This is a genomic window from Microbulbifer sp. Q7, assembly GCF_001639145.1.
Taxonomy (GTDB): domain Bacteria; phylum Pseudomonadota; class Gammaproteobacteria; order Pseudomonadales; family Cellvibrionaceae; genus Microbulbifer.
The window spans coordinates 938,949-958,857 of the sequence record NZ_LROY01000001.1; the positions used below are offsets into that span (position 1 = coordinate 938,949).

Genomic DNA, 19,909 nt, shown 5'->3' on the forward strand with positions numbered 1-19,909 from the left:
TGAAAACCTACACCCGGCACCCCGCCTTCGATTCAAATTTCTTTACTGCGTTGCAGGCGAGCTGGTTCTTAAAACCTAAGTTGTGCGCCCAGTCGGTATCGATTTCCCGGATGTACCAACCGCGCAAAACTCACGGTGCCGGCACTACTTTTGGTGCGCCGCCAGATCTGCAGGCAGGCGGTGCCTGGTTTAATCTCCAGCGCTTCGCCAACGGTGTCATCCGCACCAATCGCTTCTACCGTGGTGTCCGCTTCTGTCAGCGGCGCCACGCGGGTCAGGTATTCATTGGGCGTGGCCGCGGTGAAGTCCTGTTGCAGGTATTCCGGCACCAGGGTGGGGTTGGTATAGCGTTCTTCGAACTGGATCGGCAGGTCGTTATCCAGGTGCACGATGACTGAGTGGTAGACAGCGCTGCCTTCGGCGAGGCTGAGGGCCACGGAGACTTCGGTGCTGGCGGTGGTTTGTTCGAGTTTGAGAATGCGGTTGGCGTAGCTGTGACCACGCGCGGCAATTTCGTCGGCTATGTTGCGTACTTCCAGCAGCGAGCCCGCCGGTACCGGTTCGGCAACGAAGGTGCCGAGGCCCTGAGAGCGGATGAGTACGCCTTCGTCGGTGAGCTCGGACAGGGCGCGGCGGGCAGTCATGCGGCTGACGTTGAAGTCGTGGGCGAGCTGGTTTTCCGAGGGCACGCGAAAGTGGGCGGCCCACTCGCCGGATTCGATCTGGGCGCGGATATGCGCTTTGATCGCAGCGTAGCGGGGCTGGCTGCCGGGCTCTGTGATACCTGAAGGAATCTGACTGCTCATACTTGTGTGGCCTTTGCCTGCTCGGGTAGAGTGTCCACTTGGTTGTACATTCTTGTATATACAAGTGTGTTGTTGGGGCAACTATGGATTTGATTGCGGTTGCTGTCAATAAGTGGGGCGGCTGTTCACCTGCTGGCGGGCTCCCACGCGGACCCCGGATCGAGTTTAGGGCGCTGGCGTTTGAAGTGCAGAACTACGAATGGAAGGTTGAGTGCCGGGTATGGCTTTTTGAAAGCGTCAGCGGCAGGGACGCCGCTGACGCAGCGTACAGGGATGTATTCACCGCGGTTTCAAAAAGCCATACCCGGTGCTCGACCGCCACAGAGCTAGAACAGCGCTCTTGTGGGAGAGAAACCGCGCCAAAACGCCCCAACAGGGCTATCGTTACAATTAACGCCAATCCAGTGAGAAAATATGACTGAGCGCTGTGATCTGCTGATTACAAATGTCCACGCGGCCACGATGGATCCGTCCCGGCCTGGTGCCTACGGTGCGGTGGAGGATGCCGCGGTGGCGGTGACCGGCAACAAAATTGTGTGGATCGGCCCCCGCCGGAAGCTGCCCGAAACCGCCGCCGATCAGGTAATCGACGGCGAGGGCCAGTGGCTGACCCCGGGACTGATCGACTGCCATACCCACCTGGTCTACGGTGGCCACCGCGCCGGTGAATTTGCCCGCCGCCTGGGCGGTGAAAGCTACGAGGAAGTCGCGCGCGCCGGTGGTGGCATTCTCTCCACTGTACGCGCCACCCGCGCCACCAGTGCCGAAGAGCTCTATCGCAAAGCCGAGCCCCGCCTCAAGGCCCTGATGGGTGAGGGTGTCACTACCGTCGAAATCAAATCCGGCTATGGCCTCGACCTCGATACTGAGCTGAAACAACTGCGGGTCGCCCGCCGGCTCGCGCAACACCATCCGGTCAGCATCCTCACCACCTGCCTCGCCGCCCATGCCCTGCCACCGGAATACGATGGCCGCGCCGACGACTACATCCAGCTCGTGTGTGAGGAAATCCTGCCGGCGGTTGCTAAAGAGCAGCTGGCCGATGCCGTGGATATGTTCTGCGAAAATATCGCCTTCTCTGTGGAGCAGTGCGAGCGCGTGATTGCCGCGGCACAGAAGCTGGACCTGCCGGTGAAAGTCCACGCCGAGCAGCTCGCCTCTACCGGGGCCACCAGCATGGCCGCCCGCGCCGGGGCCCTGTCTGTGGACCATATTGAATACATCACCGATGAAGACATCGCCGCCATGGCGGAAAGCGGCACCGCCGCTGTGCTCCTGCCGGGCGCGTTCTACACCTTGAAGGAAACCCGCGTACCTCCGGTCGACAAACTGCGTGCCGCCGGTGTGCCCATGGCTATCTCCACGGATCTCAACCCGGGCAGTTGTCCTATTGCGTCGCTGCGCCTGATGATGAACATGAGCTGCAACCTGTTTGGTCTCACCCCCGCCGAAGCCCTTGCCGGGGTTACCCGCTCCGCGGCCCGCGCGCTAGGGGTGTGTTGCTCGCGGGGTGTGCTGCGCGCCGGGTTGCGCGCCGACATGGCCCTGTGGCCGATGGAAACGCCAGACCAGTTGGCCTACGAGGTGGGTGCCCTGAAACCTGCGGACATTTTTGTTGGGGGACAGCATGTTACAGCTGGCTGATATGCGCCTGTGGAGCGGGCGAGTCGATAGTGAAGATGGCAAGGCCGGCAAGCGCTGGCACCAGGACATCGTGCCGCTGCATCTCGACAGCCCCCCGGGGCTGGCGATTCTCGGTTTCGCCTCCGATGAAGGGGTGCGCCGCAACAAGGGGCGTATCGGTGCCGCCAAGGGCCCGCGCATACTGCGCCTGGCCCTGGCCAACCTGCCCAAGACCTTCGGCGCGCCGCTCTACGACGCCGGCAATGTGCGGGTGGAAAAAGACGACCTGGAATCCGGCCAGGCCATGCTCGGCGCGCGCATCACCGACCTGATGACCGCCGGCCACTTTCCCCTGGTGCTCGGCGGCGGCCATGAGATCGCCTATGGCAGCTATCAGGGCATCGCCCGCTGGATGCGCGAGCAGCAGCGGGACAAGACTCTCGGCATTATCAACTTTGATGCGCATCTGGACCTGCGCCTGCCCGCGCCGAAAGGCTCGTCGGGAACGCCGTTTTTCCAGATTGCCGAGCAGTGCGACGTCAACGGCCGGCCATTCAATTATCTATGCGTGGGTGCCGCGGCGACCGCCAATACCCCTGCGCTGTACAACCGCGCGGAAGAGCTCGGCGCGCAGGTGATTTCCGACCGTGAGATCGTGCCCTGGCGTCTCGAACTGGTGCAGCGGCAGATCGCGGACTTTATCGAGCGGGTGGATTTTGTGTACCTGACCATCGACCTCGACGTCTTCCCGGCCGCCGTGATGCCGGCGGTGAGCGCGCCCGCCGGGCGCGGGGTGGCGTTCGAGCTGTTCGAGCCGCTGCTGGACACGGTGCTGGAGTCGAAAAAGGTATGCCTGGCGGATATCGCCGAGTTCAATCCCTATTTCGACATCGAGGACCACGCCGCACGCACCGCCGCACGGGTGGTGTTCCAAATTGCCAACGGCATCAAGGGATAAGGCGAGAACGGGAAACCGTTACGGCGTCTGCCGCTCCGGGGGTGAGGGCGTCGCCGGCTCCTCTGGCGGCAACTGCCGTGGGGGGCGCCGGGCCTTCAGGTAGCGCTTGATGTATGGCTTGTGGGTGTAGATCACGTCCTCTGGCAGGTTGTGCAGCTCGAAGAAACGATAACCATAAATTTCGCCGTCGCGGATGGTCACCTGCTTGTCTTTCAGGCGCCCGCGGATCGCGATGTTGATGATGCCCGAGCGCGGCACCTTGTTCACTTCCAGCACTTCGAAATCATCAATCTTGATATCGAGCTCCTCGCGCAGTTCCCGCCGCGCCGATTCCTCGAAAGACTCGTGGCGTTCCACCCAGCCTCCGGGCAGTGCCCACTTGTCCTGGTAGGTATGGCGCACCAGCAGCAGCTGATTGTTGCGCTCCACAAAATACACCATGCCCACCACAAACTTGTCTGTCAGCGCGAAGGAAATGTTCCAGCGGATTTTCGGCGGCAGTTGGCGATAGAGCTCATACTTGAGCCCCGGGAAGGCCACGAACACGAGCGCGGTCAGCAGGCCCAGGGCAAGCATCAGGAGAACGGCTTTTTTCAGAAATGATCGCATGGGCCCGGAACTGCTTTCACTGCAAATGGGGGATTCCCTAAAGTGTATCTGAGGCTTGCCCCGGCTTTCGAGTACTCTTTTACTTGGGTGGGTGTCGATTCGCACCGAAATGGCACTATTTAGCGTGCCACGGGTCATAATCCGGGCTAGATAACGTCCAAAAACAACCATTTCACAGGGACCTCACCATGCCGTCACCGATCACTGCCTGTTGCACGCTGTCCGCTCCCGTCCGCTGGGGAGCGCTGATGTGCGGGCTCTGGATGTGGGCTCTGGCGCCATCGTTGGTGCAGGCGGGCACGCTCTCCTCCCAGCAGCTGGAGGCCGCGGTGATCGACGCCATTCAACCAGTGGTGGAAAAACATCGCATCCCCGGAATGGCGCTGGCATTGACCATCGAGGGTGAACCCTATTTTTTCAACCTGGGGGAAACTGCGCTGGAGGGCGGTGCGCCGGTTACCGAGCACACCCTGTTTGAGATCGGCTCGGTGAGCAAGACGTTTACCGCCACCCTGGCGGCTTACGCGCAGGTAAAGGGCGCACTGGATTTCAACGCGCCGGTCAGTACGTATCTACCGGCACTGCGCGGCAGTGCTATGGACGATGTCTCGGTGCTGAACCTGGCCACGCACACCGCCGGACATTTTCCGCTGCAGTTGCCGGCAGAGCTGCGCAGCGAGGACGAGTTGCTGGGCTACTTCCGCAACTGGCAGCCGCAGTACACCCCCGGTAGCAAACGTACCTACGCCAACCCCGGTAGTGGCCTGTTGGGGGTGGTAGCAGCGCGCAGCCTCAATCAGCCTTTTGCCCGGGCCATGCAGGATTCTGTATTTCGTGGGCTCGGTCTCGGGCACACTTTTATTGAAGTGCCCGAGGAAAACATGGCCGGCTATGCCGAGGGGCACAACCGCAAGCATCAGCCCGTCCGGGTAACGATCGGCCTGCTGGGGGAAGAGGCCTATGGCGTGCGGTCCAGTGCCGCAGACCTGACCCGCTACCTGGCGGCGCAGATGGAACTGATCAAGGTCGCACCGGAAATACAGCAGGCATTGCGGATTACCCGCCAAGGGTACTTTCGCACCGATTTTTACGTGCAGGATATGGTGTGGGAGCAGTACGCCCTGCCGCTGAACAAGGCGCACCTGTTGGCGGGCAACTCGCGCGCAATGATTCGTGATGACCATCCGGTAACGGCGATCTCGCCGCCGCTGCCACTGCAGCGCAATGTGCTGATTAACAAGACTGGGTCTACCGGCGGTTTTTCTACCTACGTGGCATTTATCCCCGAGAAAAAATTCGGCTTCGTGCTGTTGGCCAACAAGTATTTTCCTAACGATGAGCGGGTTACGATGTTGCATGGCATTTTGCGGGCAATCCTGCCGGACGTGATCGCCGCACCGGAAGCCGGGGCGGAGGATGTCTCTGGTGTAGTGCCAGGTGTAGTGACGACACACGGTCAGCCTGCACACGGCAGCAGCCTCACAGAGAAAAATACCAGGGGATAACGGCGGCAAGGATGATGCGAGAGACGGGCGGGTTTATCGGCGAGGTGTGCACGGAGATAGCGCCGGGAAGCGGGGTGCGCGTGGTGCGTTGCGCGTTTGATACCGACCGCTATCAGCCAGGGCTGTTCACCGAGCTCAGCATTGCCATGCCGGAATCCATTGCACGCTCGGTGCCCAAGCGGCAGGCGGAGTTTCTTGCCGGGCGCTACGCTGCGTCGCTGGCGCTGCAGTATCTGTCTCCGGCAGATGTTGGGAGCACTCAGGTTGGCATCGGCGAGCGCCGCAATCCTCTCTGGCCGGACGGCGTGGTGGGCTCCATTTCCCACGCAGACGGTACCGCGGTGTGCGCAGTGAGCGTGCGTACCGAGTTGGACTACCTGGGTATTGATAGGGAAGTAATCATGCCCGCCGGGGTGTGCGGCGAGGTGGCACCGGTTGTGTCTTCACGTCCGGAGCGGGAGCGGCTGTGCGCCGGGGGGCTGTCAGAGCAGGCGGTCATCACCCTGATCTTTTCTGCCAAAGAGAGTCTGTTCAAGGCGCTGTACCCGTTGGTGCACGACTACTTTGGCTTTGAAGTGGCCGAGGCCACAGCGCTCTGCCTGGACGAGCAGATTCTGGTGCTGCGCCTGAGTGAATCCTTCGCCAGCAAATACCACCTGCCGCGGGAGTACCGCTGTCAGTTCACCCTCGGTGAGCACTGGATCCAATCGCTGACCTGCGGAAAGTTGCCCGGCCGTGCGCGTGCGGGGGGGAGCGGCTGAGGGCATCACAAGCGACTTTTTCCGGTATAGTGCAATGCGTTGCACATCCATTAGTGGACGGCTAAGGTGGTTCGGTAATCACATAATAAAAAAGAAAACGCCGAGGCTGCCCATGTCTGCGTCCAATACCTCAGTACCCTCTGAAGGTTCCAGTTCCAGTTCCAGTTCCAGTTCCAGTTCCAGTTCCAGTTCCAGTTCCAGTTCCAAGCCCAAACCGAGCCGTTTGCGCATTGGCCGACGCTATCGTGCCGGGCGACTCGCGGGGCCCTACGATGCCATTGTCATCGGCTCCGGTATCGGGGGCCTGACAACGGCGGCCCTGCTGAGTGCCGCCGGAAAAAAAGTGCTGGTACTTGAGCAGCACTACACCGCAGGCGGCTTTACCCATGCCTACGATCGCAATGGCTACGAGTGGGATGTGGGGGTGCACTATATTGGCGATGTGGGTGGCCACCCCACCATGACGCGTAAGCTGTTCGACTTCATCTCCGGTGGCCGCCTGCAGTGGGCCCCCATGGACAGCACCTACGACCGCATCTGCCTGGGTGACGAGCAATACGATTTGGTAGCGGGCCGGGAGGCGTTTGTCGATGAGCTCAGCCGGCGCTTCCCCGGCCAGCGGCCGGTGATTGAGGCGTATCTGGAGCGGGTGATGGCGGTGGCCAGCGCCATGCCCCTGATCACGCTTGAGAAACTGTGCCCGCGCTGGTGCGCCCCTCTGTTCAGCCTGTACAAAAAACTGCGTTGGCCGGACTTCCTGCACCAGACGACCTACGAAGTACTGAGAGAGCTGACGGATAACGAGACGTTGATTGCGGTGCTCACGGGGCAGTGGGGCGACAACGGCATGACGCCAAAAAACGGCAGTTTCATTATTCACGCCTTGATCGCCAAGCACTACCTGTACGGGGGCTACTACCCGGTGGGGGGCGCCAGCAAGATGGCCGAAACCATTATTCCGCAGATCCAGAAATCCGGCGGTGAGGTATTTACCTACGCGCGGGTAGACACCCTGTTGCTGGATGGCGCACGGGTAACCGGTGTACGCATGGAGGATGGAACAGAAATCTTTGCACCGGCGGTCATCTCCAATGCGGGCGTGTTCAACACGTTTGAAAAACTGTTGCCGGAAAGTGCCGCAAGTGCCGCCGGCTATCCCCGCCAGCTGCAAGCGGTGCAACCTTCGATGAGCCATCTGTGCCTGTACATCGGCCTGAGGAAAACCGCCGCGGAGCTCGGTTTGCCGAAAACCAATTACTGGCTGTATCCAAGCCCGGACTACCAGGCAGACACCGAGGCGTTTCTGCAGGACCCAGGCGCGGAAATTCCACTGGTGTACATTTCTTTCCCCTCTGCCAAAGACCCGGATTTCGAGCGCCGCTATCCCGGCCGCGCCACCATCGAAGTGGTGGCACCGGCACAATACGCGTGGTTCGAACGCTGGCAGGAGAAAACCTGGGGCAAGCGCGGCGCAGACTACGAGGCCCTGAAGCAGCAGTTCAGCGAGCGCTTGCTGGCGCACCTGTACCGGCATTTCCCGCAGTTGCGCGGGGAGATCGATTACTGCGAACTCTCCACCCCGCTGTCCACGCGTCATTTCTGCGCTTACACCCAGGGGGAAATCTACGGCCTCAACCACGACCCGGCCCGCTTTGCGCAGTCCTGGTTGCGACCAAAGACGCGGGTGCCCGGCCTGTATCTCACTGGACAGGACATCATGAGCTGTGGGGTCGCGGGCGCCATGTTTGCCGGGCTGGTGACCGCGCAAAGCCTGCTGGGATGGCGCCGGGGTGGGGCGGTGATTCGTCGGATTTTTAGCGGGAATTCAGCAGGAAATAATGGGAGCCCAAGCGCGCCACCGGTGTCCAAGCTGGACGCTGATCGTCTCCGGGCCCCCTGAGCGGGTGCGGAATCGGCCGGTAGCGCCCAATTCTCGGGCAGGCTGATAGGGAGACTTGCTCAGAAAAATGTGAACGGACAGCCACTTTCAGGGATTAGCGCGACAAAACCGCTGTTGAGCGTGCACAACTTGCACGATTGACCAATAATTGGCCATTGTATAGGGTTTGGCATTCATTTCCCTCTGCACCCGCATAATTCCTGTTTGAGGCAATCGACATGGCAACCGGCTTCGACGCTGGCAAAATTACTCCCGAGGAGACATCGCGCAAGGCCTCTACCACGAACAAGAAGGCCGAGAAACGCGAGATCGCCAAGGCCAAAATCCTCAACGCGACCCTGGACATCATTGCCAAGAAGGGGCTCGCTGCCCTGTCTCACCGTTCCATTGCCAGTGCCGCGGGCGTGCAGCTGGCGATGACCACCTATTACTTCGGCACCATCGACAACATTCTGGTGGCGGCATTCCGCGAGTTTGTTAAATCGATGGAGCCGGTCAATGCGGATCTGGTCCGTCGCGGCGATGCGCTGTTGGCCCAGCTGCAGGGTGCCGATGGTGTCGTGGAGGACTGTGATCGCTACATTGAAGGCATCGCCGACATTTTCGCTCAAATGATCGACAGTGGACTGTCTTCCCGTCGGGACCAGTTGCGTATTGAGAGTCAGTACCTGTTTGAGCAGCACCCCTCGGAAGCCCTCGCCGAGGAAATTCAGGCCTACAACGACTGGCTTGCGGAGATCGCGCTGCGTTTTATCCGGCCCATCGGCGCAGAAGCTCCGGAGCTGGATGCCCAGTTGTTCCTGTGGACCGTGCAATGCCTGGATTTTTCCAACGTCAGCAGTGTGCAGGTCAAGGGGCCGTCGAGCCGTGATGTCCTGCTGCGCTTGATGCGCGGCTTCTGCGTGTAATCGCCTCGGGCTGATATCTTCCCACCTTTTCCATCGCCCTCTGGCCCCATCACCCCCTGGTCCCATTGGCCTGCACCGAGTTCGAGTTTTGCGCCCCTACCATCCACCCACCGACCCGTATCTGGATGTCGTCTACGCCGATGCCCACCTGCTGGTGCTGGACAAGCCCAGTGGCCTGCTGACGGTACCGGGCCGCGCGCCCGAACATCAGGACAGCCTCGCCAGCCGGGCGCAGGCGGAATATCCCGAAGCGCGTATTGTGCACCGCCTGGATATGGATACCTCCGGGCTGGTGGTGATGGCGCTGGGTGCGGGCATGCACCGCCAGTTGAGTGGTCTGTTTCAGAATCGTCAGGTGGAAAAAAATTATCTGGCGCGTGTTTGGGGTGAGCCGGAGCGGGATGAGGGCGAGGTGGACCTGCCGCTGATTTGCGACTGGCCGAACCGGCCGCGGCAAAAGGTGTGTTTCGAATCCGGCAAGCCGTCGCTGACCCGCTGGCAGAAACTCGACAGCGATGGCAACACCAGCCTGCTGCAGCTGACCCCGGTCACCGGTCGCTCACACCAGCTGCGGGTACATATGCAGGCCATGGGCCACCCGATCCTGGGCGACCCGTTCTACGCACATCCGCAAGCACTGGCCGCGGCGCCGCGCTTGCTGCTGCACGCACAGGCGCTGGGGTTTGAGCATCCGGTGCTGGGGAAAGAGATGCACTTTCTGTGCAATCCCGGGGAAGGATTTGTGGATCTGAGCTAGGGAAAAACAAAAATGGGCGGTGTAACACCGCCCATTTTTGTTGGTTGGCAAGCAGCGCTTACTTCTTGCCCTTCATCGCCGCTGCCAGCAGGTCGCCCATGCTGCCGCGACCCCCGCCGGCGTTGCCACCGCCCTGTTGCTGGCGGCTGCGGTTGTTGTGGCGTTGCGCTTGTCTGCTCTCACGGTGGTCGCCTTTCTTGACGCCGCCGCTGCCCTGTTCGCCGGGCTCGTCACTCATGCGCATGGACAGACCGATACGCTTGCGCGCCACGTCCACTTCCATCACCTTCACCTTGACGATGTCGTTCGCCTTCACCACCTCGTGCGGGTCCTTGACGAACTTCTCCGAGAGCGCGGAGATATGCACCAGGCCGTCCTGGTGCACGCCGATGTCCACGAAGGCACCGAAGTTGGTGACGTTGGTGACGGTGCCTTCCAGCACCATGCCCGGGCGCAGGTCCTTGATTTCCTCCACACCGTCTTCGAACTGGGCGGTACGGAATTCCGGGCGCGGGTCACGGCCGGGCTTTTCCAGCTCGGCAATGATGTCTTTCACCGTCGGCAGGCCGAATTTTTCATCGGTGTAATCCGCCGGGTTCAGGCGGCGCAGGAAGCCGGAATCGCCGATCAGGCTGTTGATCTCGCGGCCGTTCTTCTCCGCGATACGCTTCACCACGATGTACGACTCCGGGTGTACCCCGGATTTGTCCAGCGGGTTCTCGCCGTTGTTGATACGCAGGAAGCCGGCGGCCTGTTCGAACGCCTTGGGCCCGAGGCGCGGCACTTCCTTCAATTGGTCGCGGCTCTTGAACGCGCCGTTCTGGTCGCGGTAGCTGATGATGTTGTTGGCGATGGACTGGCTGAGGCCGGACACACGCGCCAGCAGCGGCGCCGAGGCGGAGTTCAGCTCGGCGCCGACGCCGTTCACACAGTCTTCCACCACCGCGTCGAGGGAGCGCGCCAGCTGTGACTGGGACACGTCGTGCTGATACTGGCCCACACCGATGGACTTGGGCTCGATCTTCACCAGTTCCGCCAGCGGGTCCTGCAGGCGGCGGGCGATAGAGATGGCGCCGCGGATGGTCACGTCCAGGTCGGGGAATTCGCGTGCGGCGAATTCGGAGGCGGAATACACGGAGGCACCGGCCTCGTTCACCATCACCTTCTGCGCGGTGAGCTTGAACTGCTTGATGGTCTCGCCCACGAACTTGTCGGTCTCGCGGCTGGCGGTGCCGTTGCCGATGGCAATCAGGCCCACATCGTACTTCTTGCACAGGGTGGCGATCACGGCGGCGGATTCCGCCAGTTTGTTCTGCGGCGGGTTGGGGTAGATGGCGGTGTGGTCCAGCACCTTGCCGGTGGCGTCGACCACGGCAACTTTCACCCCGGTACGCAGGCCCGGGTCGAGGCCGATGGTGGCCTTCTGGCCGGCGGGGGCGGAGAGCAGCAGGTCTTTCAGGTTGCGGGAGAACACCTTGATGGCTTCCTCTTCCGCCTTCTCGCGCAGCTGGCCCAGCAGGTCGGTTTCCAGGCTGGTGAGCAGCTTGATGCGCCAGGTCCAGCGCACCACCTCACCCAACCACTTGTCCGCGGCGCGGCCGTGATCTTCGATTTCCACATGGCGGGCGATCATGGCCTCGCAGGGGTGGCTGGCGGTGGCCGGGCGCTCTTCGTCGCCGTCGAGCCCCAGGTTGATCGCCAGAATACCCTCGTTGCGGCCGCGGAAGATGGCCAGGGCGCGGTGACTGGGCACCTTGGACCAGTCTTCGGCGTATTCAAAGTAGTCGCGGAACTTGGCCCCTTCCTCCTCCTTGCCGGCGAGTACCTTGGACTTCACCTGGCCGTCGCGGCTCAGGAAATCGCGCAGCTTGCCCAGCAGCTCGGCGTCTTCGGCAAAGCGCTCCATCAGGATGAACTTGGCCCCGTCGAGGGCGGCCTTGATGTCTTTCACATGCAGGGCGGCGTCTTCGTTTTCCGTGTTGAGGTACTTCTGGGCTTCCTCTTCCGGGTTCAGGGTAGGGTCGGCGTAGAGGGCGTCGGCCAATGGCTCCAGGCCCGCCTCGATGGCGATCTGGCCCTTGGTGCGACGCTTGGGTTTGTAAGGAAGGTAGAGATCTTCCAGGCGGTTCTTGGTGTCGGCCGCGTTGATCTGCTGTGCCAGTTCCGGCGTAAGTTTTCCCTGCTCGTCGATGCTTTTCAGGATAGCGGCACGGCGCTCTTCCAATTCGCGCAGGTAGCGCAGGCGCTCTTCCAGGTTGCGCAGCTGGGTGTCGTCCAGCTCACCGGTCACTTCTTTCCGGTAGCGGGAGATGAAGGGCACCGTTGCGCCCTCGTCCAGCAGGCCTACGGCGGCAGCCACTTGCTGCGGGCGCACGTTCAGTTCTTCGGCAATACGGGCGTTGATATCCAACATCTTGTTATTTACATCCTCGGGAGGTCATCGATGGTCACTTTTCCGACGGCGGCGCCGGCGTCATAAAAGGGCGGCCATTATGGGCCATGCAGCGCCGGTGACCAAGATCGAGCGCACGGAGATTATGAAAGCGGAGCCGTTCATTTTGGTCATTTGCGGCCAATTGCAGTCTGCTGCGATGGCCTGCATCCAGAGGCGGTTCCAAAGTTGTCCAAGCCCTGTAGAATGCGCAACTAGTTAAATTTTGATCAACGGAAGCTTCTGTGAATCCTTCGAAAAAAAGCACCAGTAAAAATAAAGTCTTGGGAATTGTTGTCGCCGTAGGCGTGCTTGCGGTGGTCGCTGTGGCGCTGTTTGCCCCCAAGCCTGAGGAAAAAGTCGCTGAGGCTGCCCTGCCGCCGTTGGCCGATGTGCTGTACGCGGACCCGGGCCGCCACACCCTGCTGGTGCCCAGTCAGGGTTCTGTTCACGCGCGTCACGAAATCGAAGTGGTGGCGCGTGTCGGCGGTGTGATCGAGAGCGTGAATGACGCGTTCGTGCCCGGTGGGTTCTTTCAGCGGGGGGACTCGCTGATCCAGATTGAGCCAGCCGATTACCGTTACGCGCTGACCCGCGCCGAAGCGCAGGTGGCCAATGCCGCCGCGACGCTGGCGCAGGAGCAGGGGATGGCCAAGCAGGCCAAGCGGGAATGGCGCGATCTCGGTACCAAAACCGCCAACAACCTGTTTTTGCGTAAACCCCAGCTGGCCGCGGCAGAAGCCGGGCTGGCGGCGGCCAAGGCCGATCGCGACCAGGCCAAGCTGAACCTGGAGCGCACGGCGGTGACGGCGCCGTTTGCCGGTCGTGTGGTGGAGACCCTGGTGGATATCGGTCAGTACGTAACACCGGGTACCAAGCTTGCGCGTATTCACAGCATCGGTATTGCCGAGGTGCGCCTGCCACTCACCGATCACCAGCTTTCCCTGCTCGAGTTGCCGCTGGGCCGCGCCATTGAGGACGGCCCCGCCGTGCGTGTGACGGCGAATCTTGCCGGTCAGGAGCGCGAGTGGCGCGGGCAGATCGTACGTACCGAAGCCGCCATCGATCCCAACAGCCGCTTTGTCTATGCGGTGGCCCAGATCCAGAATCCTTATTCCGGTGATGCGCCGCTGATCAACGGCCTGTTTGTGGAAGCGCACATCGCCGGCAAGACCTACGACGATATCAGCGTGCTGCCGCGACAGGCGCTGCACGAGGGCGGTCACATCCTGGTGCTGAATGAAGAAAACCAGCTTGGCTTCCGCAAGATGGAGCTGCTGCAGGCGGTGGGTGACCAGGTGTGGCTGCGCGGCGATCTCGCCAAGGGCGAGCCGGTGGTGATCTCCAGCCTCGGTTATTCCCGCGAGGGCATGGTGCTGACCCCCAACCCACTAAATGAGAAACCGACTGGCATGTTGCTCGGTGAAACGCCGCAAGCAAGTCCCGAAGAGACCGCTCCCGATGAGTCTGCGGGCGGCTCTACTGCATCGGCGCAGGGGGCTTACTGATTATGCAAGGCATTATCGGATGGTTCGTCCGCAATGGTAAGGCTGCCAACCTGTTGATGATCATGATCATCATCGGCGGTGCGTTTGGTATTTCTCATGTGGGGCGCGAGGTATTCCCGGCGATTAACCCCGGGGTGGTGCGGATCAACATCAGCTTCCCCGGCGCAGGGCCGGCGGAGGTCGAACAGCAGGTAACCCAGCGGGTCGAGCAGGCTATTTCCGAGGTCAAGGGCATCAAGGAGGTGAACTCCTGGTCCTCGCGCAGCAGGAGCACCGTGCGTATCCAGGCGGTGGATGGCTACGACCAGCTGCGCCTGCTCAATGACATCAAGGTGCAGGTGGATTCCATTAACACCTTCCCGGCGGATATCGAGCGCCCGGTGATTGCCCTGGAAGAGTGGGAACAGCAGATGATGATGATCGCCATTGGCGGTCCCGTCTCTCCTCGCCAGCTCAAGGAAACCGCGCTCGATCTGCGCGACAAGCTTATGCTGATCCCCGGCGTACGCCGCGTGGATGTCTGGGGCGATCGCAATGACGAAGTGTCGATCGAAGTCTCCGAAGTGGACCTGCGCCGCTACAACCTGTCGTTTGACGATGTGTCCAATGCGGTGCGTCGCTCGTCTCTGGACCTGCCTGCGGGTCGCGTGCGCTCGGACCGCGGCGACATTCAGGTGCAGACTCGCGGCCAGGCCTATACCGCCGATGACTTCGCGCGTATCCCGGTGATCAGCCGCGCTGATGGCACCCAGCTTCTGCTGGGGGACGTGGCCACCATCAATGATGGCTTTGAGGAAGAAGGCTCCATCATCCGCTTCAACGGCAAGCCGGCAATGAACCTGCGGGTCATGCAGGGCGAGCCGCTGGATGTGGTGGCCACCGCCGAGGGCATTCGCGAGTTCATGCAGGAGGCGCGCGAGATACTGCCGCCGGGGATGGAGTTTGAGACCTGGTTTGATTTCTCCGAAGCCTACGAGAGCCGTATGAGCATGCTGTTCTGGAATGCGGTGACCGGTCTGGCCCTGGTGTTTGTGTTGCTGATGCTGTTCCTGCGCCCGGCGCTGGCGGTGTGGGTAACCGTGGGTATCTTTACCGCGTTTATGGGTGCTTTCTGGTTGCTGCCGGCCACCGGTATTACCCTGAACATGCTGTCCCTGTTCGCTTTCCTGATGATTCTCGGCATCGTGGTGGACGATGCAATTATCGTCGGCGAGGCGGTGCACGCCGCCCACGACCGTGGCGAGACCGGGCTGAAAGCCGCTGAGGCGGGGGTGAAAACGGTCTCCGCGCCGGTGATCTTCGCGGTGGTGTCCACCATGGTGTTCTTTGTGCCCATGCTGTTCCTGCCCGGCTACACCTCGCAGATGATGATGGCGCTGCCGGTGGTGGTGTTGCTGTGCCTGATGTTCTCGCTGATCGAATCCCTGCTGATTCTGCCGGCGCACCTGGTGAACCTGAAGCCGGAGAAAAAGGCGACGTCCGGTATCGGCATCAAACTGCAGGACGTACGCGGCAAGTTCGCTGGCGCCATGAAAATCGCGGGTGACAAGTACTACATGCCGCTGCTGGAGAAGTCCCTCAGCAACAGCCGCACCACGGTGATGGTTTTCTTCCTCGCCCTGATCCTGTCGTTCGCATTGTTCGGCAAGGGTTATGTGGGCAAGGCGTTTTCGCCGTCGGTACCCTCGGACCTGCTGGAACTCAGAACCACCATGGCCCAGGGCGAGTCCTTCGAAGAAGCCAAGCGGGTACTGGAACAGTTCGAGCGCGCCGGTATGCAGCTGGCGAAAGACCCGGACATGCTGGCGCTGAACGGCGGCAAGGAATTTGTCGATAACACCATGGTGTTCCTGTGGCGCGGCAATGTAACCGTGCTGCTGCAGCTGACCGACGGTGAAGAGCGCGACGTAACCTCCGAGCAGCTGGCGCTCAAATGGCGCGACTATGTGGGCAAGCTGCCGGCGAGCGTTGAGGAGATGAATATCCAACACACCATCAACGATGGTGGCAAGGGTATGTCACTCAACCTGAGCACCGCCTCCGGTGATATGGCGGAAATGCGCCGTGCCGCCGATGCGGTGAAAGAAGCACTGAATAACTTTGCCGGTGTTTACGATGTGCGCGACAACCTGATCGCCGCGCGTCAGGATATCGAGATCCAGCTGAAACCCCACGCTACCAATATGGGCATTGGCCTCGCCGATGTGGCCAGGCAGGTCCGCCAGGGCTTCTACGGGGAAGAAGTGCAGCGTATTCCGCGCGGTCGCGAAGACGTGCGCGTAATGGTGCGTTATCCGCAGGAAGAGCGCGCCAGTGAGGAGCAGATCGATCGCATCCGTATCCGCACCAGCGACGGTGAAATCCCGTTCAGTGCGGTGGCCGAAGCGGTTTACGTGCCCGGCTACACCACCATTCGCCGCAACGATCGCGAGCGTACGGTGCAGATTACCGCGGAGTTGATCCCGGGTACCTCGCCGGCGCATGAGATCCTGAAACAGGTGCGTGAAAACAACCTGAAGAAGTGGGAAAACCAGTTCCCCGGCTTCAGCCTGAAAACGGCAGGTGAAATGCAGGAAGAGGAGGAGTTTGGCAGTGCGATTCTGGCTTTCTTTGTGCTTTCCCTGTTTACCATCTACGCACTGTTGGCGATTGCCTTCCGTTCCTATTCACAACCGTTGTTGATCCTTACCGCAGTACCATTTGGTTTCTTCGGTGCGGTATTGGGCCACCTGATTATGGGTTACGACATCAGCATCATGTCCATGCTGGGCTTCTTGGCGGCGGCGGGTGTTGTGGTGAACGACAACCTGGTATTGATGGACCGCATCAACCAGTTGCGCGCGCAGGGTATGGCGGTGATGGATGCCGTGGTGCAGGCGGGTCGCGATCGTTTCCGCCCGATTATCCTGACCTCCATCACCACGTTTATCGGGCTGGTGCCGATCATGTTCGAGCGCTCGATTCAGGCGCAGTTCCTGATTCCGATGGTGGTGAGCCTGGCGTTCGGTGTGCTCTGCGCCACCTTTGTGACCTTGATTCTGGTGCCCAACCTGTACAAGGTGATTGAGGTGCTGCGGATCAAAATGAAAGGTGACAAGGCTGCTGAAGAGCTCCCGGTTAGCTTCGAGAAAGCCTGATGTTCGAGAAAGCCTGATGGATTTTGCCGCCGGGCCCAACTGGGTCCGGTGGCGCTCCCATCAGGGCGCTTCGCGCCAAGACCCGTCACGTTGAGCCCCAAAACGGCGCAAGCCTACAACTTCCCCTCTTCCTGTATTACCCTTCACGCAACTCTGTACCCTGTTCAGGATTGATCGTTGCGTATTCCCCGAATCTTTTCCGCCGAGCCTCTGGCGGGTAAATCCGAAGTTCAACTGGACGAGGCCGCGTCGCGCCATCTGGTCAAGGTATTGCGCCTTGGCCCCGGTCGGCCGCTGGTGCTGTTTGATGGCGCGGGCGGCGAGTACCAGGCGGAAATACTGGAGGCAGGCAAAAAGGCGCGAGTAACGCTTGGCGACTACACGGCGGAGGATCGCCAGTCGCCCCTGGCCATCACCCTCGCCATTGGTATTTCCCGCGGTGATCGCTTCGACTGGGTCATCCAGAAGGCCACCGAACTGGGAGTGCAGGCGTTCCAGCCCCTGTTTACCGAACGCTGCGAGGTGAAGCTCACCGGTGACCGGTTGCAGAAAAAACTCGGCCAGTGGCAACAGATCGCCATCAGCGCCTGCGAGCAGAGTGCCCGCAACCGGGTGCCGCAGGTGTTGCCGCCAGTGAAACTGCCGCAGTTTCTCGATGCCGCGGAACAAGACCTCGACGGTGGTGGTACCCTGAAGCTGGTATTGCACCACCGCACCGAGGAAACACTGGGGAACCTGGAACAGCACTATGGCCGTCCGCAGGCGGCGGTGTTGCTGGTGGGCCCCGAGGGTGGCCTTTCGGCGGAAGAGATTGCGCTGGCACTCGGGCGCGGCTTTCACGCGCTGCGGTTGGGGCCGCGGGTTTTGCGCACGGAAACGGCACCGGTGGCCGCGTTGTCGGTACTGCAATTTCAATGGGGTGATTTTTAACGCTTTTTTGCAAGGAGCAAAAAATGAAAGCAATTGTCTGGCTGATTGGTGTTGCCATCACTGCCATGTCTGTTCTGGTGATTCTCAAGCCGCAAATCGCGCGCGATATGAGCGAGCGGATGAATCCGCAGATGTTCTATTTTGGCGCCTGGGCGCGAATCATCATCGGTATGGTATTCCTGCTGATTTCCGATACGCGCAGTTGGGGTACCCTGTTCAACGTACTGGGCATTCTGCTGGTGGTGGTTGGGGCGTATGCCCTGCAGGCGGGTTACGAGCGGACCCGTGAGTTTGTGCTGGGCATTGTGCACGGCAACGAAAATCTGGTGCGCGTGGGCGGTGCCGCTGGCGTACTGATCGGCATATTGCTGATTTCCGCCACATGAGTATTTCGCCAGGAACGCACGCTAGCAAGGAGCACCATGCAAAACCCCTTCTCTGAAAAGCGCCTGGTCATATTTGATTGCGACGGTGTGCTGGTGGATAGCGAAAGTATTGTCTGCCGCGTGCTGGCCGAGGAAATGACCAAGCTGGGTATGCCGGCAACGGCGGAGGAACTGGATGAGCAGTTCAGTGGCCGCCCGTCGCAAGACTGTATTCTCGATATCGAGGCGCGCTATGGTGGCCCGCTGCCCGAGGCCTATTTCCACACCACCGAGAGCCGCATCCGCCGAGCCTTCCACGAAGAGCTGGAGGCCGTAAACGGCATTCACGAGGTGCTGGAAAAGTTGCAGGGCACAAACCTGCAATCCTGCGTGGCGTCCTCCGGGCCCCATGCAAAAATGCAGATCACCTTGAACAAGACGGGCCTGTGGGACTATTTTGCCGGGCGTATTTTCAGTGCGGACGACGTGGGTCGCGGCAAGCCGTGGCCAGACCTGTTTCTACACAGTGCCGCCCATTTCGAGGTGGCTCCCGAGCACTGCGTGGTGGTGGAAGACTCCATTGCCGGGGTCAAGGCGGCGGTGGCCGCGGGTATGCCGGTGATTGGGTACAGTCACAATGGCACCCGTGCCCGACAGCTGGAAGCGGAAGGGGCGCGGGTGATCAATGATATGCAGCTACTGCTGGATTATTTGTAGTGGCTAACGTTTTTTACAACCGGGCTTTACAACATGGAGCGTTGGAGTATGAGTACTATTAAGCGGATTCTGATTGCGTTTGCCTGCCTGTTCGCCGCCATTGCCTGTTATGTGTTTGGCATTCCCGCCGGAGGTGCGGTTTTTCTGGTGCTGGGCATACTGCTGGAAGGTGCCTTCTGGTTCCAGCTGACCCGGCGCAAGCGGGCCAGCTGATATCCCGGCAGACAATCACTCGGTAAGTCGCACCTGTACCGACGCGCTGCGGCGGGTGTCCTTGTCATCTACAAAGGTGCGGGTATAGCGCACCTGATAAATCCCATTGCCCAGCAGTTCGTTCACCAGCCCCGGTGGCAGCATGACGGTTTCCTTCAGCGTACTGTTGCCCTCGGCAACCAAGGGCTGAGCCACTTCGTAAACAACCCGGTCACCCACCAGAAACTGGCCACTTTCCGACACCGCATTGATGCTGCCAATGTCGCCATTCAGGCTCCACGCCAGCATCATCTGCCGCGACTTACCGCTCACGGTCTGCGTCGGCGGTGATGCTTCGACCTGCGCCAGGCGACCGCTGGCGTCGAGATCAAACAGAATATGATTCGAGAGACTACCGGCGGCCCCGGCAAAGACCCGCCGGTAGCCCACCCGGCGCACACCCTTGGCGTGCCAGCTGCGCGCCTGTACCGGGGAAATCTGCACCACTTCCGTTACTTCGCCCCGGTCGCCGCTGAACTCCAGAATCTGGTCCACCACGGCCAGCTCTTTGTTGTTGTCCAGATTTACGAAGACACCGCGAGGTGACGCCGCACCGCCTTTGCTGGCCACCCGCCAGGTCACGGTCTCGCGGTAGCCTTCATTGGCATTTAGCCAGCCGTCACCGGGGTCGACGGTAATAATCTGTTGTGCGTTCACGGAGGAACCGAGTACGGCGGCAATAATGATTGCGGCGGCCCCGAGCAGGGTGAGTAGTAACTGTTTATTCATAGCGGTCTCCCAG

Annotated in this window: 18 protein-coding genes; 13 read left to right on the forward strand and 5 right to left on the reverse strand. The window is 60.9% G+C overall.

Annotated elements, in window-relative coordinates:
• Window positions 1-68: 68 nt before the first annotated feature.
• Window positions 69-806, reverse strand: coding sequence for a histidine utilization repressor (hutC, locus tag AU182_RS03765; RefSeq protein ID WP_066960809.1), 738 nt, complete (start codon window positions 804-806; stop codon window positions 69-71).
• A 414-nt stretch (window positions 807-1,220) separates the two neighbouring features.
• Here hutC and hutI point away from each other — a divergent pair, with 414 nt between their 5' ends.
• Together hutI and hutG are read left to right on the forward strand one after the other, a co-directional pair.
• Window positions 1,221-2,450 carry an imidazolonepropionase gene (gene hutI / locus AU182_RS03770; RefSeq protein WP_066960812.1) on the forward strand — a complete coding sequence of 410 codons (1,230 nt, stop codon included), beginning with the start codon at window positions 1,221-1,223 and terminating at the stop codon, window positions 2,448-2,450.
• The gene (gene hutG / locus AU182_RS03775) at window positions 2,434-3,387 is read left to right on the forward strand and encodes a formimidoylglutamase (protein WP_066960815.1); all 954 of its coding nucleotides are present in this window, start codon (window positions 2,434-2,436) and stop codon (window positions 3,385-3,387) included. The genes hutI and hutG overlap by 17 nt, the downstream gene beginning before the upstream one ends.
• 18 nt (window positions 3,388-3,405) lie before the next feature.
• Here the strand turns inward: hutG and AU182_RS03780 are convergent, their stop codons facing one another.
• Window positions 3,406-3,996 (reverse strand): NUDIX hydrolase, encoded by a 591-nt coding sequence (locus tag AU182_RS03780; RefSeq protein WP_066960818.1) that lies wholly within the window; start codon window positions 3,994-3,996, stop codon window positions 3,406-3,408.
• 248 nt (window positions 3,997-4,244) lie between these two features.
• Between AU182_RS03780 and ampC the strand changes: the two genes are divergently transcribed.
• Together ampC and AU182_RS03790 are read left to right on the forward strand one after the other, a co-directional pair.
• On the forward strand, window positions 4,245-5,501 hold the full coding sequence (ampC, locus tag AU182_RS03785; RefSeq protein ID WP_066960821.1) for a class C beta-lactamase: 1,257 nt from the start codon (window positions 4,245-4,247) through the stop codon (window positions 5,499-5,501).
• Between the two features lie 11 nt (window positions 5,502-5,512).
• On the forward strand, window positions 5,513-6,262 hold the full coding sequence (locus tag AU182_RS03790; RefSeq protein ID WP_082859190.1) for a 4'-phosphopantetheinyl transferase: 750 nt from the start codon (window positions 5,513-5,515) through the stop codon (window positions 6,260-6,262).
• A gap of 78 nt (window positions 6,263-6,340) precedes the next feature.
• Here the strand turns inward: AU182_RS03790 and AU182_RS16720 are convergent, their stop codons facing one another.
• Complete coding sequence (locus AU182_RS16720) at window positions 6,341-6,493, reverse strand: hypothetical protein (RefSeq protein ID WP_227718107.1); 153 nt, start codon at window positions 6,491-6,493, stop codon at window positions 6,341-6,343.
• Here AU182_RS16720 and AU182_RS03795 point away from each other — a divergent pair.
• The 3 genes from AU182_RS03795 to rluA all read left to right on the forward strand — a co-directional run bounded on the left by AU182_RS03795 (window position 6,486) and on the right by rluA (window position 9,827).
• Window positions 6,486-8,162 carry an NAD(P)/FAD-dependent oxidoreductase gene (locus tag AU182_RS03795; protein ID WP_066960827.1) on the forward strand — a complete coding sequence of 559 codons (1,677 nt, stop codon included), beginning with the start codon at window positions 6,486-6,488 and terminating at the stop codon, window positions 8,160-8,162. The two genes, AU182_RS16720 and AU182_RS03795, sit on opposite strands and share 8 nt — an antisense overlap.
• A 218-nt stretch (window positions 8,163-8,380) precedes the next feature.
• On the forward strand, window positions 8,381-9,070 hold the full coding sequence (locus AU182_RS03800) for a TetR/AcrR family transcriptional regulator (protein WP_066960830.1): 690 nt from the start codon (window positions 8,381-8,383) through the stop codon (window positions 9,068-9,070).
• Window positions 9,071-9,158: 88 nt separating this feature from the next.
• Window positions 9,159-9,827, forward strand: coding sequence for a bifunctional tRNA pseudouridine(32) synthase/23S rRNA pseudouridine(746) synthase RluA (gene rluA / locus AU182_RS03805; protein WP_066960833.1), 669 nt, complete (start codon window positions 9,159-9,161; stop codon window positions 9,825-9,827).
• Between the two features lie 58 nt (window positions 9,828-9,885).
• On the opposite strand, the gene AU182_RS03810 is transcribed toward rluA, so the two are convergent.
• Window positions 9,886-12,240, reverse strand: a complete 2,355-nt coding sequence (locus AU182_RS03810; protein WP_066960837.1) for a Tex family protein — start codon at window positions 12,238-12,240, stop codon at window positions 9,886-9,888.
• 263 nt (window positions 12,241-12,503) lie between these two features.
• On the opposite strand from AU182_RS03810, the gene AU182_RS03815 reads away from it, so the two are divergent.
• From AU182_RS03815 to AU182_RS16625, 6 genes are all read left to right on the forward strand, one after another.
• Complete coding sequence (locus AU182_RS03815) at window positions 12,504-13,766, forward strand: efflux RND transporter periplasmic adaptor subunit (RefSeq protein ID WP_227718108.1); 1,263 nt, start codon at window positions 12,504-12,506, stop codon at window positions 13,764-13,766.
• Between the two features lie 2 nt (window positions 13,767-13,768).
• Window positions 13,769-16,903 (forward strand): efflux RND transporter permease subunit, encoded by a 3,135-nt coding sequence (locus tag AU182_RS03820; protein WP_066960840.1) that lies wholly within the window; start codon window positions 13,769-13,771, stop codon window positions 16,901-16,903.
• 177 nt (window positions 16,904-17,080) lie between these two features.
• Window positions 17,081-17,833: a 16S rRNA (uracil(1498)-N(3))-methyltransferase gene (locus tag AU182_RS03825; RefSeq protein ID WP_066960843.1), complete on the forward strand. Its 753-nt coding sequence runs from the start codon at window positions 17,081-17,083 to the stop codon at window positions 17,831-17,833.
• 23 nt (window positions 17,834-17,856) lie between these two features.
• Entirely contained in the window at window positions 17,857-18,219 is a 363-nt protein-coding gene (locus AU182_RS03830) for a hypothetical protein (protein ID WP_066960845.1), read from the forward strand.
• Window positions 18,220-18,255: 36 nt separating this feature from the next.
• Window positions 18,256-18,915 carry an HAD family phosphatase gene (locus AU182_RS03835; protein ID WP_066960848.1) on the forward strand — a complete coding sequence of 220 codons (660 nt, stop codon included), beginning with the start codon at window positions 18,256-18,258 and terminating at the stop codon, window positions 18,913-18,915.
• A gap of 48 nt (window positions 18,916-18,963) precedes the next feature.
• On the forward strand, window positions 18,964-19,128 hold the full coding sequence (locus AU182_RS16625; protein ID WP_193754284.1) for a hypothetical protein: 165 nt from the start codon (window positions 18,964-18,966) through the stop codon (window positions 19,126-19,128).
• Window positions 19,129-19,143: 15 nt separating this feature from the next.
• Here the strand turns inward: AU182_RS16625 and AU182_RS03840 are convergent, their stop codons facing one another.
• Complete coding sequence (locus tag AU182_RS03840) at window positions 19,144-19,896, reverse strand: hypothetical protein (protein WP_066960852.1); 753 nt, start codon at window positions 19,894-19,896, stop codon at window positions 19,144-19,146.
• Between the last annotated feature and the right edge of the window lie 13 nt (window positions 19,897-19,909).

Excerpts from the sequence above, each read along its gene's own strand:
- hutC (WP_066960809.1), bottom strand. The coding sequence starts at position 806 with ATGAGCAGTCAGATTCCTTCAGGTATCACAGAGCCCGGCAGCCAGCCC.
- hutI (WP_066960812.1), top strand. The coding sequence starts at position 1,221 with ATGACTGAGCGCTGTGATCTGCTGATTACAAATGTCCACGCGGCCACG.
- hutG (WP_066960815.1), top strand. The coding sequence starts at position 2,434 with ATGTTACAGCTGGCTGATATGCGCCTGTGGAGCGGGCGAGTCGATAGT.
- AU182_RS03780 (WP_066960818.1), bottom strand. The coding sequence starts at position 3,996 with ATGCGATCATTTCTGAAAAAAGCCGTTCTCCTGATGCTTGCCCTGGGC.
- ampC (WP_066960821.1), top strand. The coding sequence starts at position 4,245 with ATGTGCGGGCTCTGGATGTGGGCTCTGGCGCCATCGTTGGTGCAGGCG.
- AU182_RS03790 (WP_082859190.1), top strand. The coding sequence starts at position 5,513 with ATGATGCGAGAGACGGGCGGGTTTATCGGCGAGGTGTGCACGGAGATA.
- AU182_RS16720 (WP_227718107.1), bottom strand. The coding sequence starts at position 6,493 with ATGCGCAAACGGCTCGGTTTGGGCTTGGAACTGGAACTGGAACTGGAA.
- AU182_RS03800 (WP_066960830.1), top strand. The coding sequence starts at position 8,381 with ATGGCAACCGGCTTCGACGCTGGCAAAATTACTCCCGAGGAGACATCG.
- AU182_RS03810 (WP_066960837.1), bottom strand. The coding sequence starts at position 12,240 with ATGTTGGATATCAACGCCCGTATTGCCGAAGAACTGAACGTGCGCCCG.
- AU182_RS03820 (WP_066960840.1), top strand. The coding sequence starts at position 13,769 with ATGCAAGGCATTATCGGATGGTTCGTCCGCAATGGTAAGGCTGCCAAC.
- AU182_RS03830 (WP_066960845.1), top strand. The coding sequence starts at position 17,857 with ATGAAAGCAATTGTCTGGCTGATTGGTGTTGCCATCACTGCCATGTCT.
- AU182_RS03835 (WP_066960848.1), top strand. The coding sequence starts at position 18,256 with ATGCAAAACCCCTTCTCTGAAAAGCGCCTGGTCATATTTGATTGCGAC.
- AU182_RS16625 (WP_193754284.1), top strand. The coding sequence starts at position 18,964 with ATGAGTACTATTAAGCGGATTCTGATTGCGTTTGCCTGCCTGTTCGCC.
- AU182_RS03840 (WP_066960852.1), bottom strand. The coding sequence starts at position 19,896 with ATGAATAAACAGTTACTACTCACCCTGCTCGGGGCCGCCGCAATCATT.